Origin of the sequence: Campylobacter troglodytis (genome assembly GCF_006864425.1) — a bacterium.
Taxonomy (GTDB): domain Bacteria; phylum Campylobacterota; class Campylobacteria; order Campylobacterales; family Campylobacteraceae; genus Campylobacter_D; species Campylobacter_D troglodytis.
This window is the reverse complement of the sequence record NZ_QHLI01000024.1, coordinates 1-15,569: the sequence shown is the minus strand read 5'-3', so window position 1 is coordinate 15,569 and position 15,569 is coordinate 1. Positions and strand designations below refer to the sequence as shown.

At 34.7% G+C, this 15,569-nt stretch carries 12 protein-coding genes and 1 pseudogene; 4 read left to right on the top strand and 9 right to left on the bottom strand.

Annotated features, from left to right (window positions below):
- Window positions 1-619: 619 nt before the first annotated feature.
- From DMC01_RS06415 to DMC01_RS06400, 4 genes are all read right to left on the bottom strand, one after another.
- Window positions 620-823: a hypothetical protein gene (locus tag DMC01_RS06415; RefSeq protein WP_142693444.1), complete on the bottom strand. Its 204-nt coding sequence runs from the start codon at window positions 821-823 to the stop codon at window positions 620-622.
- The gene (locus tag DMC01_RS06410) at window positions 807-1,121 is read right to left on the bottom strand and encodes a hypothetical protein (RefSeq protein WP_142693443.1); all 315 of its coding nucleotides are present in this window, start codon (window positions 1,119-1,121) and stop codon (window positions 807-809) included. Before DMC01_RS06410 ends, DMC01_RS06415 begins: the two co-directional genes overlap by 17 nt.
- A gap of 25 nt (window positions 1,122-1,146) precedes the next feature.
- The gene (locus DMC01_RS06405) at window positions 1,147-1,998 is read right to left on the bottom strand and encodes a class 1 fructose-bisphosphatase (RefSeq protein ID WP_142693442.1); all 852 of its coding nucleotides are present in this window, start codon (window positions 1,996-1,998) and stop codon (window positions 1,147-1,149) included.
- A 204-nt stretch (window positions 1,999-2,202) separates the two neighbouring features.
- Window positions 2,203-3,009, bottom strand: coding sequence for a DNA-methyltransferase (locus DMC01_RS06400; RefSeq protein ID WP_142693441.1), 807 nt, complete (start codon window positions 3,007-3,009; stop codon window positions 2,203-2,205).
- A gap of 332 nt (window positions 3,010-3,341) precedes the next feature.
- Here DMC01_RS06400 and DMC01_RS06395 point away from each other — a divergent pair, with 332 nt between their 5' ends.
- A complete protein-coding gene (locus DMC01_RS06395) occupies window positions 3,342-3,845 on the top strand; it encodes a hypothetical protein (protein ID WP_142693440.1) in 504 nt (167 codons plus the stop codon).
- On the opposite strand, the gene DMC01_RS06390 is transcribed toward DMC01_RS06395, so the two are convergent.
- The 4 genes and pseudogenes from DMC01_RS06390 to gltX all read right to left on the bottom strand — a co-directional run.
- Window positions 3,763-5,364: a lytic transglycosylase domain-containing protein gene (locus DMC01_RS06390; protein WP_142693439.1), complete on the bottom strand. Its 1,602-nt coding sequence runs from the start codon at window positions 5,362-5,364 to the stop codon at window positions 3,763-3,765. The two genes, DMC01_RS06395 and DMC01_RS06390, sit on opposite strands and share 83 nt — an antisense overlap.
- Window positions 5,364-5,645, bottom strand: coding sequence for a YggT family protein (locus DMC01_RS06385; protein WP_142693438.1), 282 nt, complete (start codon window positions 5,643-5,645; stop codon window positions 5,364-5,366). The genes DMC01_RS06390 and DMC01_RS06385 overlap by 1 nt, the downstream gene beginning before the upstream one ends.
- Window positions 5,646-5,957 carry a hypothetical protein gene (locus DMC01_RS15020; protein WP_246059067.1) on the bottom strand — a complete coding sequence of 104 codons (312 nt, stop codon included), beginning with the start codon at window positions 5,955-5,957 and terminating at the stop codon, window positions 5,646-5,648.
- Between the two features lie 240 nt (window positions 5,958-6,197).
- Window positions 6,198-7,346: pseudogene (gene gltX / locus DMC01_RS15015) on the bottom strand (glutamate--tRNA ligase); the annotation flags it as partial.
- A 1,224-nt stretch (window positions 7,347-8,570) separates the two neighbouring features.
- Between gltX and DMC01_RS06375 the strand changes: the two are divergent.
- Both DMC01_RS06375 and DMC01_RS15905 read left to right on the top strand, forming a co-directional pair.
- The gene (locus tag DMC01_RS06375; protein WP_142693436.1) at window positions 8,571-10,082 is read left to right on the top strand and encodes a peptide MFS transporter; all 1,512 of its coding nucleotides are present in this window, start codon (window positions 8,571-8,573) and stop codon (window positions 10,080-10,082) included.
- A gap of 988 nt (window positions 10,083-11,070) precedes the next feature.
- On the top strand, window positions 11,071-11,202 hold the full coding sequence (locus DMC01_RS15905) for a hypothetical protein (RefSeq protein ID WP_282432269.1): 132 nt from the start codon (window positions 11,071-11,073) through the stop codon (window positions 11,200-11,202).
- A gap of 320 nt (window positions 11,203-11,522) precedes the next feature.
- Here the strand turns inward: DMC01_RS15905 and DMC01_RS06370 are convergent, their stop codons facing one another.
- Window positions 11,523-12,113, bottom strand: coding sequence for an outer membrane beta-barrel protein (locus DMC01_RS06370; protein ID WP_142693435.1), 591 nt, complete (start codon window positions 12,111-12,113; stop codon window positions 11,523-11,525).
- A gap of 1,151 nt (window positions 12,114-13,264) precedes the next feature.
- Here DMC01_RS06370 and DMC01_RS06365 point away from each other — a divergent pair.
- Window positions 13,265-14,350, top strand: a complete 1,086-nt coding sequence (locus DMC01_RS06365) for a tyrosine-type recombinase/integrase (RefSeq protein WP_142693434.1) — start codon at window positions 13,265-13,267, stop codon at window positions 14,348-14,350.
- Window positions 14,351-15,569: the final 1,219 nt, after the last annotated feature.

Sequence of the window (15,569 nt, the reverse complement as noted above, 5' to 3'; positions counted from 1 at the left end):
GGGGCTACGCGAAATTGAAGCTTGCTAAATTTCGTAAAATTAAAAAAGAAAATTTTATCCCTCACTTAAAAGCAATATAATTAAGATGAAAAATTTAAGGCAAAATTCTCATCAAAATTTGCTGAAATTGATAAAAGAAAATCCTGTTAAGTTTAATTGAGCCATTTATTAAAATTGATAAGTCAAAATCTTATTAAAGCATATTGAGCCAAAATTATAAAGGAAAAACCGCAAGAATCAAATTTATTTGATGAATTAAAAGGTGCTGAAAATTTTTGATTTTTGTTTGTAAAAAATTCACAAAATTTCATTTAAAAACATCAAAATAAGGGCGAAAATTCACTCTCAAAGCCCAAATTAACTCAAAAATTTCACAAATTTCAATGCCAAAAATGTTAAAATCAAAGCGTTTCCGAGGGCGAAGTATTTTGAGTAAGAAAGTGCTTTTATGGGATTAAACAACTTAGTTTATTAGGCTCCGCAAAAGTGCTTTACCGGCAAAAGATAAGCCAGATACGCTAAAATTAAGGTGTTGATTGTGTTATAAAATTCAAACACAGTTAACTAGCCAAATAACGTCAAAAATTCACTAAAATTCACAAAAAATGCTAAATTTTCGCTAAAACTCAAAGCCCCCGTCTGTCTTACCCTTTGACATACTATCATAGACAGCCTTTACATAGTTGCTTCTTGTTTCACAGTTAAAGATACTCTCGCACTCATAGCAAGAATTTGAGTTTTTACTTGCCTGGCATTCTTGCAAGAGGGCTTTTTTTTCATCTAGGGCTAGCTCAAAGCTATCTTTTTTAATGTTTGCTATCATTTTTTATCCTTGTAAATTTGAATTTTAAAAATATAAATTCACCCTTGAAGCTTGAATTTTTAACATTTGAATTTTCATCAAGCAAAGGTGAATTTTTCAAGCTTGAATTTAACACAAACAAAGTGGCATTTTTCAATAAAATTTTAAAGTTTGAAATTTTGCCAAACAAAGATGAATGTTTCAAGCTTGAATTTTCTCCAAACAAAGGTGAATTTTTAAAGCCCACTTTTTCAGCCAAAAAATTCAAGGCTTGTGTTAAATGGACTGAGTTTTTTTGCAAACCAAGCTTAAATTCCACTTTAAAAGCCTTGAATTTTTCATTTTTATCCCACCTTGTAAGCTGTTTTTAACTTGTCTATCTCATAAGCTGAGCCAAAAAAGCAAGGCGTGGTAGCGTGAAGTTCTTTAAATTCAAGCTCCAAAAGGCTATCACTCACTCCGTCAGTAGTTTTACCGCCCGCATTTTCCACTACAAAAGCCATAGGCAAAACCTCAAAAAAGGCTCGAAGCTTGCCATTTGGGGACTTGCTAGTAGCTGGGTAGCTAAAAAGCCCACCACCCTTGCATAAAATCTGATGAAGATCGCTTACCATAGCCCCGCTATAACGAAGCCTATAACCCTCGTCAAATAGGGCTTTGATGAAGTTTGCGTGCGTTTTGCTCCACTCCCTTTGAGTGCCTCCACACGCGTTTATCTTGCCTTTTTGCGACATTTTAAGCTCTTTGATAAGGGCAAATTCCTCATTTTCTAGTAGTCTGTAAAGTTTTGGCAAGGAATTTGGCTCGCAAATGACAAGTTCTAAGCGTGCGGAGTAAATGCTATATGCCGCAGCTCTTAAATTCTTTGCACTTGCCTTGCCCTCGTAAATGCCAAAGATTGAGCCAACAGCGAAATTCACATCAAACAAAGACGAACCATCAAGCGGGTCGTAAGCTACGACATATTTTCCGCTTGAATTTAGCTCTAAAAGCTCACTTTTTTCCTCGCTTATGAGTGCCTTTATCTCGCCGCACTGCCCTAAAATTTGCGTGATTAGCTCATCGCTTTTCAGATCAAAGCCAAGCTGGGTGTCTCCTGTGGCATTTTGGCTGCTCTCATAGCTAGTATCAGGAAATTTCATCAATTTTGAAATCTCCACAACCGCTTGTTTTATGTGTTTGAAAATGTCTTGCATATACTCTCCTTTTTATAATATATCCTTTAAGGGTGTTAATCTTAGTGCATAAATTTGTTATTTTAAGCCTTTTGAAAGGGGGTTGCTTACTGTCTTGTAAGCAAGATCCCTTTAAAAGAGCTTTTAAATAAAGCTTGTTTTAAGCCTTGAAATACTTAGGCCTGATATTTTAGCCACTAAAATAAAGAGTGATTTAAAAAAGCCTTAAATTATATCCTTAAATAAATTTGGCTCAACTTCTTTTTTCTCCGCATTTAATCTAAACTCATCCCTTATTTCACCCTTTCTTTCAAGCCTATCTTGGATCATATCAAAATAGGGCTTATGAAGCTCACAGCTTAGCCACTTGCGTTTAAGCTTCTCGCAAAGCATTATCTCCCCACCACTTCCTCCAAAAAGCACAAAAACAGAGTCTCCTTCTTTGGTGCAAGATTTGATAAACATTTGAGTTAAATTCGTAGGAATTTGACAAGAATGAAAGGTCTTGTCCTTGCTTACATTTTTAACCAAGTCAAAATAAAACCAAGAATAAGGCATCCTGCCCTTGCATCCTTTTGCCATCCTTTGTATGATTCGTTTATCTTTTAGATTTTGATAGGGTAGGGCGATCTCATCCTTATAAAACTTGCTTTGCTTTGTCTTTGTGGCGTGCAAGATGCTTCTGTGGGCTGTGGTGAAACGTTTAGGGCTGTGTCCAACATTTGTATTATAAACCCAGACATAATCTTGCACATCATAAGCTAGTTTGTCAAGGCAAAGCACACGCAAATAGGCATTTTGCTTTGGATAGTTCATCATAAAAAGATTGCCACTAGGCTTTAAAACCCGCATGCATTCACTCGCAAGCTCACAGTACCAAGCTATATAATCATCCCATTTTTGAGTATATTTACTGCCATTATAATTTATGCCTACATTATAATCAGGATCCCCCCAGATCATATCAATGCAGTTTTCATCTAGGCTTTTTAGCACTGTTAGGCTGTCTTCATTGTGAAGTTTAAAATTCATCTTATCTCCTAAAAGCTCCTGTGAAATTTGTGTTAAAAACCTTGAAATGACTCTTTATTAACATGATCTTAACAAAATATTTCTCATTTTAGAAAAATGCGTAAATTTTATGGCAACAAACCTTGAATTCATAGCTTTTTTGCTAGTATCACAGACTTAAAATAAAAAATTCAACACTGTTTTAACAAAACTAAAAATTAAAGAAAGCTTATATTTTAAAAGCATCTTGTGAATTGTGTATTTTTGCACTAAATTTTTAAGAAATACAAAAGGCTTTTTAATAAAATTATAATACAAATGAGTTAAAATAAGCTAAAAATTCAAGGAAGGCTATGAAAAAGGCTTTTTCATCTTTTGCTATCTTTTATGCCTTGCTTTTTGTTTGTCTTTTTTTGACAGCTTGTGTGGATAAAACCCAGAGCACAGAAGCACTTAAAAAGCAGCTTTTAATGCACACCCAAAAGGCTAGATTTACCAAGAGGGGCGAAAATAAGATCATCATCTTGTCTTATCTTAATCCTATCTTAAAAGGGGAGTTAAAGAGGGATTTTTTTCTTTTAAGTTTGGCTCCAAAACAAGCTCAGGCTTTGAATTTAAGCGCCTTTATGGATGAGCAAGAAGCAGTAATTACACCACTTGAAGAAGAGGATGAGTTAAGAAAATACCTCATAGATAGCACCTACTCAAGCCATTTTAAGCTAGATTTCCCATTTAAAAATGTCCCAAAGCTCACAGTTAAGCTTTGCTTTGAGGCTAATTGCCTTGAATTAGACTTTCAAAAATACTCGAAATCTTTGTATTACCGTTCAGTAGATGTAGATACACAATATAATTAGAAAGCACCCTCTTTGCGTAAATTCTACTCTCAGTAAAGGTAACTAGCTCCATAGACAAAAAAGGCTCGTATTTGCCTGGCTTAAAAAGACCGTTTTTTAGCATCTTGTTTGTAAAGCCTATGCCTCCGTTGTAGGCGTAGGCTATTAAAATAGGGGATTTTAGCTGTTTTTCAAGATAATCTAAGTGATGATTTGCAAAGAAATAAGCCGTCTTTGGCTCAAACATATCATCTTGATCAAAATTTGCAAGCTTTAACTCGTTTTTAGCGATGGCATTTGCCACAAAGGGCATAAACTGCATCATCCCAAGTGCATAAGAGGTTGAAACCGCTGTGGGGATGAAGCGGCTTTCTTGTCTTGCTATGGCTAAAATTAAAGCCTGTCTGTTTATGTCATAGTCTTTTATATACTCGTAATAGGGCATTATGAAGTAATTTTTGTTGAAGTTGTGAATTCTTTCAAGTATAAAGGCATAAATTGGCAAGGTATTTGGAGCATTGAAGTTTTTAGCCATCTTTTCAAGCTTAGCCTTATCTGCTTTTTGAATTTCTTTCAACAAACTTTGCCACAAAAAGGGATCTCCCATATCAAAGCTTGCATCTTTTTTATTCTTCATCTCTAAAAATGTGAAGCTATCTAGCTTTTTGTTTTTTAACTCCTTAGCCCAAATGCTATAAATATTTAAAGAAGAGCTATTTGCAAGAGCGTCTAAGTCCTTTTCATTTCTTGCTATTTGATAGATCCAAAACAAGGCATTGTCCTTGTCATATCTTTTTTCATAGCTTTGATATGCCTTGTTAAAAAAGCCAAGTGCTATCTGATCCTGCTTGAAAATTAGGGCATTTACCCCAAGATAAAAGGCAGCCTCGCCCTTTGGCTTTTGAGGATCTATTTGTAAAAAAGAGGCCTTGAATTTAGGATGGGTGTTTTTAATGATCATATTCCTTGCAAAGTCTTTAAAGGCATTTTCTGCGGCTAGTTTATCTAAATAAGCCTTGTCTAAACTTAGATCAAGTTCTTTATAATAGCTCCAAAGCTTGAAAAAATGCGCTGTGTTGCCATTTTCTATTATATAATTTAAAGGAGATATGCTGTTGTAGGCATTTAGCAAGATGTTTAAATTTGCGTGAGAGGCTTTTAGCTTGTTTGCTAGCTTTGTCCTTGTGGCATTATCCATTCCTATGATAAAGGGCAAGGAATTTAGCCTAAATACCTGACAAGTAAGATTTGCATCAAGTATGGTTTTGTTTGTGTAATTATAGCATTTTGCATATCTTTGATCTGCCACAGCCTTTCTTGGAGCAAGAGCGTCCATACTTTTTTTCATCTTTCCTGCATATCTAAAAATATGTCTATGAAGTCCTTGGGCTTCTTGTTTGGAGATCTTATTTTGCTCTAAGAGCCTATGTATGTAGTAGTCCTTAGCCAAGGAATTATCCTTTTTTTTAAGGCTTTCTAGATCATATATGGCAGCATTTGCAAAGACACAAAGCAAGATTAAAGAAAGAATTTTTTGCATTATAAGCCCCTTGTTAAATTTGAGATTAGTATGTTGATAAACTGTAAGATTATGATGATTACAAGCGGTGCTAGATCAATGCTACCTATGCGAGTAGGTATAAAGCGAACAAGACGGTAAGCAGGTGCTGCTAGCTTGTAAAGAAGCTGGACTATGGGATTGTAAGGATCAGGCTGCACCCAAGAGATCAAAGCAGCTATGATGATGATCCACATATAAACATTAATCAAGATAGAAATCACCGAAATGATAGACAGTAATAAAGAATCAACTACAAACATTTACAACCTCGCTATTTCTTTGATAAAGGATCTTATTAGAGGATAAAGCTTTTCTAGCTCTGGTCCGTGAGCTCTACCAGTAAGCACCAAGCGCAAAGGCATAAAAAAGCTCTTGCCCTTAAGTTTTGTCTTAGCCATCAAAGCCTTTTTAAAATCCTCATAATTTTCAGCTAAATTCATCTCACAAAGGCTTTGTGAGATTAACTCTCTTTCCTCTTTAAATTCATCAATTTGCTTTTTGCTAAAAATAAGCTCTAATTTTTCTCTAAGCTCGTTTATGGTACTTGCCTCTTGGGTGTAAAATCTCGCCAAAGGGGCTACATTTTTGCCTATAAATTCAGGGCATATCTTTGAATTTTTATTTATATTATTGAAAGGGCTTGAATTTTTTTCAACTATCCTTGAATTCTTGTTTGAAGGGCTTGAATTTTTGTCTTGCTTGTCTGTGATGCTTGAATTTTCTTTACCCTCAAGGCTTGAACTTATGTTTAAAGCCTCGCTTTCTTTTTGTGTAGGGCTTGAATTTTTATTTATTTCAGGGCTTGAATTTTTTTCAACTATCTTTGAATTTTGGCTTAAATTGTCGCTTGTTTTGCTTTTAGAGTTTGTAATTTCGTTTATATCTTGTGCAAGTAAATTCTTGTTATTTGCCTTTGTAGGGCGCAAATTTTCACCATCTTTTTTGATGGAATTTGAATTTTTTAACTTACTTACACCGTTTAAATTCTCAGCCCTAAAGCCTAAAAGCTCGTTTAAACTCTCATCATCTAAGAGTTTGAGATGTTCTCTATTAATTTGCAAAAGCTTTTTCATATCAAAGCGAGCAGGGGATCTTGATAGCTTTTTTATGTCAAAAAACTCCACAGCCTCTTCAAGAGTAAAGATCTCTTTTGGGGTTTTATTGCCAAGCATTATTAGATAATTTGCCACCGCACCTGGCAAGATGCCTTGCTCTAAAAGCCATTTTACGCTTGAATGAGCCTCTCTTTTGCTCATCTTTTGCCCCTCTTCATTTAAAATGATGGGCAAGTGTGCGTAAATCATAGGGCTTTCATAGCCTAAACTCGCGCGGATATGTTCTTGTTTTGGGGTATTTGAGGTGTGATCCTCTCCTCTTACAATGCAAGAAACCCCCTCTATCATATCATCAACAGCACAAGCAAAATTATAAGTAGGGGTCTTATCCGCACGCATTATCACAAAGCTATCTATGTTTTCAGGCTCAAAATGAAGCTTGCCTTTTATCAAGTCTATGAATTCCATAGCTTTTTTGGGCTTTTTAAGGCGAATCACAAAGGGATTGTCATTTTCAAGCACCTCACTGTCGCTTAATCCTTCACAAGCTCCATCATAGCGGTAAGCTTTGTTTGCCTTTTTTGCTGCTTCTTTTTTTTGCTCTAAAACCTCGCTCGTGCAAAAGCAAGCAAAGGCTTTTTTTTCAGCTACTAGCCTTAAAGCCATTTGACGGTGTTGCTTTAAATTTGCACTTTGAATATAAAAATGCTGCCAAGAAAGCCCAAAGATCCTTAAAAGTTCTTTGATCTCCTCGTCCTTGCCCTTGATATTTCGCTCTTTGTCCGTATCTTCTATACGCAAGATAAAGCCCTTGCCTTCTTTTTTAGCACTTAGATAGTTAAAAATAGCCGCTCGTAAATTGCCTATATGCATATCCCCTGTTGGAGAGGGTGCAAATCTATACATTAAATACTTGTCCTTGTTGTGAAAATATTGCGTGATTATATCAAAAAAAGGTTAAGGCTTTTAAGCTTAGTTTTAAATTCAAGCCTTCGCTTTTAAATTCACATTTGTAAATTACATAAAAAAGCCTTGCTTTAAACTCAACTTTTTGCTTTTAAATTCAAGCCTTTTAAAATGCGTGAAAAGTTTTTTTAAATTCCAGCTTTATTCTTTAAATTCAAGCTTTTTAAAATATATAAAAGAGCCTTGCTTTAAATTCAAGCTGTCGCCTTTAAATTCACATTTGTAATTTGCATAAAAAGTTTTCTTTAAATTCAAGCTGTCGCCTTTAAATTCGCACTTGTTATTTGTGGCGGAGGGCAGAATGCGGATTACGGAAAATGGAACACGGAATATGGACGAAGTGGCTTGAATTTAAATTCAAGCAGATTTGATTTATTTGTCATTTTGAGTGTAACGAAAGGGCGGGTTGGGTAGCCGAAACAAAATATCTCTTGTCATATTGAGCGTAGCGAAAAATCTCTTGTCATATTGAGCGTAGCGAAAAATCTCTTGTCATATTGAGCGTAGCGAAATATCTCTTGTCATATTGAGCGTAGCGAAATATCTCTAAAATTTATTTGAGCTTCTTCGCCTTGCTATCGCAAGGCTCGCAATGACAAGGTAAAAACTTGCAATGAATGAGTGGGCTTGAATTTAAATTCAAGCAGATTTGATTTATTTGTCATTTTGAGTGTAACGAAAGGGCGGGTTGGGTAGCCGAAACAAAATATCTCTTGTCATATTGAGCGTAGCGAAATATCTCTTGTCATATTGAGCGTAGCGAAATATCTCTTGTCATATTGAGCGTAGCGAAATATCTCTAAAATTTATTTGAGCTTCTTCGCCTTGCTCTCGCAAGGCTCGCAATGACAAGGTAAAAACTTGCAAGGACGAAGTGGTTTGAATTTAAATTCAAGCAAGTGCTAACAGACTACGGATTACGGATTACAAAACACGAAAATCACTGTTTAAATTCAAATAGCTTCAAGAAGCACTGAATAGCAGGATGTCAAGCCTTGCTAAGTTCTTAAAAAATAAATTTGCAAATTTTTTAAAAGAGCTTGTGAATTTTTGTAACCCTTAGTAACTACAAGCACAAGTTTTTTCACAAAAGAAGCTAGAACACGAAATAATTGCACTTTTATAGCTAAAATAAATTCAAATTTAAATAATAAAGGACCTTCGATGAAAGAAAAACCCACCGTTAATGCCCTAGATAGATCCTTTGTAGGACATCCAAAACCCCTTTTCTCACTCTCAATGACAGAGCTTTGGGAGAGATTTTCCTTTTATGGCATTCGTCCCTTGTTGGTGCTTTTTATGGCAGCTGCCATCTTTGAGGGAGGACTTGGCATCGCAAGAGAGCAAGCTGCTGCCATTGTAGGTATATTTGGAGGCTGTTTATACCTTGCTACCTTGCCAGGAGGATGGCTAGCTGATAATCTCTTAGGACAAAAAAAAGCCGTGCTTTATGGTGCCATCATCATAGCCCTAGGGCATTTATGTATAGCCTTGTCTTTATTTACTCAGGCTATGTTCTTTTTGGGGCTTTGCTTCATAGTCATAGGCACGGGGCTTTTTAAGACCTGCTCTTCTGTGATGGTGGGTATGCTTTATAAGGACGAGGATCCTAGGAGGGATTCAGGCTTTACTATCTTTTATATGGGTATAAATTTAGGAGCCTTTGTTGCACCCTTGCTTTGTGGGACGGTTCAAAAGGAATTTGGCTGGCATTTGGGCTTTGGCATAGGTGGGCTTGGGATGTTGTTAGCTGTTTTAATATTTTATTTTAAAACCATTAAAGACTTTAAAGAATTTGAGCAAGGACTAAGTGCTAAGGTAGATGCTCCCCTTAAAATCAACAAATTCGCCCTTCCTTTGATCTATATCTTCTTAGCTATCTTTGTAGTACTTTTCTTGCTTTTTTATTTTAAGCTTATCATCATAGATCCTGTATCCTTTTCAAAGAATATGATCCTAATCATAGTCCTTGCCACAGGGATCTATTTTTGCTATCTATACTTTTTTTGCAACTTAAATGCCAGCGAGAAAAAAAGTCTTTTTTTGCTGGTTTTATTATATCTAGCAGCGGCCTTGTTTTGGTCAGCCTTTGAGCAAAAGCCAACCTCTTTTAATCTCTTTGCCCAAGATTTCACAGATAGGATCTTTTTTGGCTATGAAATTCCAGCAGCCTTTTCTCAGTCCTTAAATCCGCTTTTCATCATAGCCTTTGCCCCCTTGATGAGTATGCTTTGGATCTATTTGGCAAAAAGAAACTGTGAATTTAGCTCCTTGACTAAGTTTATCCTTGGCATCATAGGTGCTGGCATAGGCTTTGTGATTATGATCTTTGCTGCAAATGCTGTGCTTAAAACAGGACAAACAGTTTCTGCTTGGTGGCTTGTTTCTAGTATATGGTTTTTAACCATGGGCGAGCTTTGCCTTTCTCCTGTGGGGCTTTCCATTATGAGTAAGCTAGCACCCTCTATCATAAGAAATCAAATCATGGGACTTTGGTTTGTAAGCTCAGCCCTTGGAAACTTCATAGCAGGACTAATAGGAGGTGGGGTTAGGGCTGATAATATAGAGCATTTGCCAGAGCTTTTTATGCAATGTGCCCTTGTGCTTTTTGCCACAGCCATTGTGCTTTTTGTCATAGCCAAGATAATGAGTAAATTTTTAGCCTTGAAGGGCTGAGCTTTTGTAAATTTGTGAATTTGTTTTTGCAAATTATGTTTTAAGGCAAAGCTTTGTGAATTTTATTTTAGGGGCTGGGACTTGTGAATTTATAAATTTGTGGCTTTGTTGTAAAAATTTGTGAATTTAAAGCTTTGTTTTGTGAATTTGTGAGTTTATGGCTTTGCTTTTGTAAATTGTATGTTAGGGCGTTGTGAATTTATAGATCTAGCTTTGAGAGCTAAATGTCTTGCTTTGAATTCTTGTAAGAGGGCTTAAAATTTGGCAAAAATATTGTAGAGATAAAATCAGTCCGAATTTAAGCTTCGCTGTAAAGCTTCAAGTATTTTGTTTTAAATTCACAAAAGCGTGAAGGTTTAAAAAAATTCACACTTTTGTGAATTTTTGCAAGCTGACCCTTTTAATTTTGCAAAAAGGGTTTAATTTAACTTAAATTATCCTAAAAGCCTTTTAAGTCCTAATTAAAGCTATAAAAAATAAAACCTTGTTTTCAAATTTCGCATATACAAAGGAAGTTTAAGTTAGTGCTATGAATTTGTAGCTGTATAAAAGGATGTACACTAAAGCATTTATGCTCTAATTAAAGCTTTACTCTGCAAAAGAGTTCTTGTCCTACAAAGTAAAATCTAAAAAGCCTCCATTTGTCATATAAAGCGAAGTAGGGGGGGTATACAAGGTGTAGCAAATTCAAGTGCAAGGTTTTTTGCTTAAAAGAGAGAAAATTTAGATCTAAAAACTCAAAGGACACAGTTTATATCAAGTTTCACTAAAATTGATAAGAAAGATTCACTTAAGATTAGTCTAAAAAATTATTACAAATACCACTTAATGTAAATTTAGCAAATACCATCAATTTTAATTGAACTATATATTTTATGCCTTGAATTTATGGTTTTTGCTTATATGCGGTTTTGAAGCTTAAAGCTAAGAACTTCCCTAACTAACAGCCAAAATGCTACAAAAATGATATTTTGCCACGCAAAGGCCTTTGCATAAGAATATTTTTATGCTTTTTTTAAACTGTGAATTTTATATTTACGCATCTGCTACACAAACTCGAACAGATGAAATAAATGATTTTAAGAAGGGACATTCTAAGGAGATTAAGCAGTGTTTTTGAATTTAAGTAAGAGTTAAAGATTATTGTTAAAAAAGTATTGATTTTAGACAAAATTTGTTATGCTAGAAGAAGCTAGGCATTTTCGTAAGAAAATTGTTATAAACTAAAAGCTTTGAGCATCTTTTTATCTAAAACAAAAATACTTAAAAATTTCCCTAAATTATATCTATGAAATTAAGACAAAAATTCAAGCAAAAATGTGAATTTGTTAAGCTTTTGTGCCACAAAGGGCTATGACAAAGCAAGATTGTTGCAAAAGTTTAGTTAAAGCTAATAGCAAAATCGCAACTTAGAGTTTAGGCTCCAAGTTGCTAGTTTTCTTAGAAGGAGTAGATATATCTAAAGCCCATTTGATAAGGCTGAGTTACCTTAGAGGTTATCCCAGCTGCCTTGGCTTCTTGATTTAAAAAGCCTAGTCTGGTGTAAAATTCCAAGCTGTGATTATTAAAAGAACTTGCCCTTAAACCAAAATTCATAGCCAGATCAAAGCCTTTTGGCTCACTGCTTCCAGCACCTCTCCTACCTACTGAGTGGGTAACATAGCCAAGGGCTAAACCAGCAAAAGCCCCATACTCTAAGTCAGCATCTTGGGCGAAATTATATAGCACATCTACATTGGCATATATGTTTCTAGTTGTGATTTGAGGGTTGTTGTCGCCCTTTGTGTATTTTGTGCCTAGATCCAAGCTTCCATAATATCTTAGTCCCATCACACCAACATCTGAATCATAAAACTGCTTGTAACCAGCCAAAAGTCCATACCTAAAGCCTGTAAAATTGCTACCATAGCCAGAAGGAGTAGCTGTTGCATAAGCAAAATTACCACCTACAAAGGCTCCTGATTCCTCAGCCAAAATAGAACTTGTAAACAAGGCAGAAGCCAAAGCCACACTAGTTAAGATCTTTTTCATTTTTTTTCCTTAAATTAAAGATGATTTTCTCAAAATTTTAACCTAAAAATTTAAACAAAATTTTAAAAATGAGTAATTTTTTAAGGGATTTTAAAAGAAGAAAATAGGGCAGATAACTAAGTCAAAAAATATCATTTAATTAAATATATGATAAAAAATAAAAACTTAATTTAAAATTATTTAATTTTTTAGGAAAATCATAACTTTTCTCAGTGCATAAAAATCAGCAAAATGATCATAGAAATTCTTTGCTAAATTTTATGGATAAATTTAAAACACTCAAAAGGTAAAAGCTATTAAAATACTATATATTAAGCTTTAATGAGTTTTAAAAGAGGGCGAGGAGTTAAAATATAAAAAAGTTTGAAAATTATAGTTTTCAATACAAAATGACAAATTCAAGTCAATTTTACCTTTAAACTCATTTTTATGTGTAGCTTTTAAGTTATATTTTATATTGTATTTTTAAGCTTTTTTAAAATTATTGTTTCGCTTGATTTGAGAGATTTTTATAAAATTTATTTGCCTTTTTGAATATTTTTTCATAGCCCTTTTTTGAATTTAAGCTCTTGTTTTTCTATGCTTTTTTATGGCTTTTTTGTAATATAGTTTTCAATACAAAATGACAAATTCAAGTCAATTTTACCTTTACAAGTTCTTATGTTTTGTAAAAAAAAGCCTTTATGAAACACTTAGTTCTTAAAACTTAGACAAGCTCAAATTTAAAATCATCACGGTTTAGACCTAATCCACTCGGATCGCCCTACTTTGTCTAAATTCACATAAAAAGCTTTTCAAGCTGAAAATCAAAGCCATATTTTAAGCATTTATTAAATAAAAGTTTGAAAATCACACTTTTTTTAATCATTTTTCTACAAACTAAGTGTTTATAGCCTCTTTGTTATAAAAAATATACTAAAATATTTAATAGTTTTCAAAAGAAACTTAAATTTAAGATTTAAATTCAGGCTTTGAAAGAGTTTTGAAAACTAATTTATTAAAAAACGCATTTTGCGTTGTAGATTTGCAAGTGTGGGTTAGTGTTTCGCACGGACACCACGTCGCCTGCTGTTGTAGGCTAGAAGTGACGAATTGCCAGTATTTTGGCGTTACAAAAATGCTATATATTAAGGTAAAAAGAAAGGAAAAATATGAAATACCCTCTCGACTGCGAAGCATCTTTCAGCGAGTCCCTACTCTTTTGGCTGTGCCGATACTCTAAATTCAAGCTAAATTCACTCTCAAACAAGGAGCTGAAAAACCCACAAGAACTCGCCCAGGTAAATTTCGCTCTCTCAAAGGGCGTTAAAAACATTGACGAGTTAGATGCCCTCATCAAAAAAGCTCGAAACACAGGGCTTATCGGCGTGAATACCTACTTCAACCCCTTGAAAAAACTCTATGACTATCTCGTGCTATACAAGTTATACTCGATGACACAGATAGATGAGGAACTTTTAGTGGAGATACTTGCGAGCATTACGGCATCTTTAAGCGATGCAAGCAAGAAAAACTACCGCATAGCCGTGATTAACTTCTTTGATTTTTTGGATAAGCAAAACGAAGAGGAAGGCAAAGCCCACATTTTCGACATTTCACTTAAAAGCTGGGCTGGCGTTGTGGGGGCCAAAGGTGCGAAACTGCCTGAATTTATGAGCGAGGATGAGCTTACAAAATTCCTTGACGGCGTGGAAAATGCGGACTTTAAGAGCAACACCATCCGCAACAAGCTCATTATCAAGCTCATCATATTCACAGGTATCCGTGTGAGCGAGGCTATCAATGTCAAAATGGGCGACATCAGCGAAGAAAATGACCTTTATGTAGTGCGGATTCGCGCCAAAGGCAATAAATATAGGGTTGTAATGATAAAAAAACACCTCATTCAAAGCTTGCTTAATAATTTGCAGATAAATTATGCGAACAAAGATTGCTATCTCTTTACGAACAAAAAGGGAACCCCGCTCACACAGGCTTATGTGAGCCGCATAGTCGAGCAAATCCTCTTTCGTGCTGGCATTCGTAAGCAAAAAAACGGCGCACATATGCTCCGACACACCTTCGCCACCCTACTCTACAAAAAACAAAAAGACTTAGTGCTAGTCCAAGAAGCCCTAGGACACGCAAATCTTAACACCTCACGCATTTACACGCACTTTGACAGCGACAAGCTAAAACTAGCAGCCCAAGTAGCTGAGGATCTAAGCGAACAAAGAGAAATTGAACCTTTGCCTTGATAAGTTGAATTTTTTTGTAAAAATAAGGTTGATCTTATAAGATCTAGTTTATGTGGTGGATTTGGCGTTTTGTAAGATGCAAAATAAAATTCACAAATTCATATCTTAAAAAGCGTGAAAAAGCCCCTTTATTTCAATTGTGGCAAAAAAAGACTTTTACCGTGAATATGAATTTAAGGACTTTGTTGTAAAATCACCTTAGCTCACTTTAACTTAAACCAACATAAAGAAGCTTGAAGTTATGATTGTAGCGATGAAAAATAAAGGATCAAGATATTTTAATTTGATACAAGATCATTTTAAGGTATAAAGAGCAAAATGAAAAACAAGTATATGATACATTCTCAAATTTTGCAGATATAATTTAATGAATTTTTAAGTATTTTTTGCTTCGTTAAGCCTATTGCAACTTTGCAAGAAGCCTTGATTTAGAGGCTAAAAGACACTCAAATTTGCAAAATAACTCGTGTTTGTGTGAATGCAATTGTGCTAGAAATTCGTATTTTAATTGCAAAAGAGTGTGAAAAAATTAGCAAAATGAAGTTTCTTTAGAAAATGAGCACTGAGTTTGAATAGAATGAGAGTTATTTTTTGACAATGCTAGGCTAGTAGTTGCGTAGCAGAAGGTGCAAAAAGAGTAAGAAAAAAGCGTGGATGAGGAGCATTTAAAAAACATCTTTTACTTCGTGCTACGCATTCGTCCCTCTGCGAGAAGATATGTTTAAGCAAAATCGCACGAGTTTATACCCAAATCGTTAAGAAAGGCTCTGCTAATGAGCTTTTGCCTAATTGTGAGCTTCTAACAACTTGCAAGAATCTAGCATTTATAGTGATTGTTGGGTTGCTTATGAGGGTTTAGTAGATTTTGGTTAAAGTGCAAGACCCTATAAAACATAGCAAAAATGAATTTACCAAAGGCACAAATCATATAAGTGGCATCGAAAACTTCTTATACCATGCCAAACATAACTTAGTTAAAATTAAAGAAAGCAAAAAGGGCAATTTCTTGCTTCATACAAAAGAAACAAAATTTAGATCTAATACGAAAATTAAAGAACAAGATGTGCGTAAAATCTCACTAAAAATGATAAGAAAAAATTCGCTTAAGTTTAATTAAGCTAAAATACAGCTTTGGCAATCTTTTCAAACTTTGTATCAAACAAAAGCAAAAGAAAGGATTAAGTTTAGACTATATTAGAAAAGCAACTTAAATACACCA